This window comes from Salipiger marinus, assembly GCF_900100085.1.
GTDB classification, from domain to species: domain Bacteria; phylum Pseudomonadota; class Alphaproteobacteria; order Rhodobacterales; family Rhodobacteraceae; genus Salipiger; species Salipiger marinus.
Map to the genome: position 1 here is coordinate 1 of NZ_FNEJ01000074.1, position 3,055 is coordinate 3,055.

1 protein-coding gene is annotated in these 3,055 nt (G+C 49.3%); it reads left to right on the forward strand.

Annotated features, from left to right (window positions below):
• The first annotated feature begins 228 nt into the window (after positions 1-228).
• Positions 229-2,688: a type I restriction endonuclease gene (locus tag BLR51_RS26800; protein WP_089852586.1), complete on the forward strand. Its 2,460-nt coding sequence runs from the start codon at positions 229-231 to the stop codon at positions 2,686-2,688.
• Positions 2,689-3,055 lie beyond the last annotated feature (367 nt).

Sequence of the window (3,055 nt, forward strand, 5' to 3'; positions counted from 1 at the left end):
CGATCTTGAACTCGCGGCTGAACTTCCGTCTCGTCATATCCACTCTCCAGTTCATGGGTCACGATCTTATCTTCGTGTCCACGAAACCGGCAGCACTTCACAGGGCCCGCACGTGAGCCCCAACCGTTAGACAGGCCCTCACCTCGGTAAAACTAGCCACTTGCTCCAGAGGAACTTGCAGGTCATCATGACTTAACGAACCTATCTGGGACTGCCAAGGGACCTTTTATGAGAACCTCTTTCTCACCAGCAAACACAGAAAGCGATGTCGAGCAGTTCTTTGTAATACCATTCCTAACAGGTAAGCAGACCCTTTCAATTCCGGATCCTGCAATTCTCACAAAACCATCACTCGCAACACTTGAAATCGGAAAGGGCAAAAACAAGAGGCGGTATGTTCCCGATTTTCTAGTATACCATGAGGGTCTTCCAAGCGTGGTGATCGAGGCCAAGAATCCTGAAGAGACCTTGGAGACCGCCATCAATGAAGCACAATTGTATGCGCTTGAGATTAACAAAAACTACCCATCTGGTATAAATCCCTGCGAATGGGCAATGGCAACCAATGGTAATGATGTTTGGTTGGCCCATTGGGATAGCGCAGAGGATATTCAGAAAACAGCAACTGCGGGTTTGGTCATCGGATCATCGGTCCTAACCAGCTTTGCGGAGGCGATCGGCTGGGGGGCAATTAGCGACCGCTGCGCTAAGACGCGCCGCAAATTGACTCCTCAAGATTGGACTCGACCTTCCGAGAGTCTCGGCGAAAACCGAGTGAACCTTGCAAAAGCTGGTCACAACTCACTATACGCCGACCTTGAACCTGTTCTCAGAAAGTACTTTGACCCGAAGGATCGGGAGGTTGAAGACCTCATTATCGAAAGAGCCTATGTTTCAACCGATGAGTCCACGAAGTATGAGAGATCATTTGAAGATTTCCTGCGCACGCGGGTCATCCCTCTAGGAGATGATAGGCACTCAAGCGAAATTGCCACAACCCGAAAGGATGCCGGGTCGTTTGGCAAACAGCTGAATAGGCTCGCCGCCCTTCGGCAACCGTTTATGCAGCTAATAATTGGCGGAGTGGGCTCAGGAAAGACAACCTTCCTAAAGCGTTTCTTTAAGCATTTACTGCCGCAGGAAATGAAGGAAAAAATTGTCTACTGCCGGATAAATTTCAACATTGCCCCCGATGACGTCACACACCTTGAGAACTGGGTATGTGAGCAGTTTATTTATCATATTAAGAAGAACTACTCGATCATAATTGATACCGAAACAGAGCACGGCCTTCAATCCGTTTTCTCGGAAGAGATTAAGAATAATAGCGGCGCATACTCGTTTTTGAAGCGCAGCGGCGAAGAAAAGTATCTTGAACGCATAGCTTCTGACCTTTTAGAATGGATGTCAGACCCAAGATCCCTTTCTCGAGCGCTGGCGCGAAGTATTGGAGGGGACAGAGGCTACCTCTTAATTATTGCCTTCGACAACGTTGATCGACGAGAGCGAGATGTCCAATTGAGGATATTTCAGGTCGGACAATGGTTTATGAACCATACCAAGTCGGTTTGCGTAATGACGATGCGCGACGAAACTTTCGAAGCCTACAAGGATGAAAAGCCGCTTGACGCATTCTTGAAGACTGGCAACTTCTACATACGACCGCCACGCTTCGTTGATATGGTTTCTAAGCGCCTCGATCTAGCTATATCAGATATGGCTGGCATAGCTGAATCTACATTCACGTATGAGGTTGATGGCCTTGGGGCCGTGAAATATCCAGCTACGGCGGTTGGAAATTACCTAACCTCCATCTTTGTCGATCTCTTTAAAAAGAGGAGAAATATCACCACTGTATTGGAGGGGCTTTCGGGCCGAAATGCGCGAAAGAGCTTGGAGATGTTTATCGCCACTCTCACATCAGCTCACTTCAATACACAGCAGTTTAGCAAATCCGTATGGACGATGGGAAGCTATTCAATACATGAGGCTGTTCTGCTGAAGGCATTGATGAGGACGACCTATTTGTATTTCACGCCCTCGCATGGGTTCGTTCGAAATATCTACAACTTCCCGTTAGATTCGCGCCAGCCCGACCATTTCCTAAAGTCTGAAATCCTCGATTTTCTAATCTTAAACCGGAAGAAGGTGGGGGACACACGATATGAGGGCTACTTTACTGCCAGCCGACTAGCTGCGGAGATGGGAAAATTCGGCTATTTGCTGGATGATGTAATGCTCTCAATTGACCAGTTGGTCTTGGACGAACTGGTCATAACTGAACGTCAGACCCGCGCCAGCGTGAAGCCGGAGACGGCTGTTCGAGTTCATCCTTCAGGTTATGTTCATATGAAGATCCTTGCGAGCCGCTCTGAGTATATCTCGTCCTGCGCGCTTATTACCCCTCTGCGCGACACCCAGGTAGCTCAAAACATCGGAGCTAAGTGGCACATAAACGATCCGTATACCGATATCCGAAAAGCTGCGAAGGAGGATGTTGGTTATCTATTCATAAAATACTTAACCGAGGAACAAGCCGGTCTTGCTTCTCAAGCAATAGGTTTAAGGCAAGATGTTCAAGCTGGAAGACAACTCCTGAGGTTGGCGTCTGATGCCATTGGCTATAGCTTTGAGGGGGGCAGCAGTGCTACTGATCATGAGAATGAGTTCGGGAGGCTGTTTGAGTAATTTTAGTTGAAGTTACCAATACATTAAATGCGATCACCAGGGTGACAAGTATCTTCTGACGGACCCATGGCCAACCCTCACGCGAGCCGCAGCGAAGATCGGTTTCTCGCCGAATACGCTGGGAATGCGCCACATGCTTCGCCGCATAACAATGTCGAGATTGGGCTGGGACCGGCCATCCGCAGCGCCTGGCGCGAAGTTCGACTTTGGGCCGTCTGCGACGTCCACTGATGCCTGCCAGTTGACTGATCCGCTGCGACGCCGCATGTCCGCTTGGAGCCTATTCCGTTGAAAAACTCCGCTTGCCTGAAGAGCTGGCCGCTGATTCAATTTGGCTGCGGCAGCTTGAGGTTAACGGCGATGATGG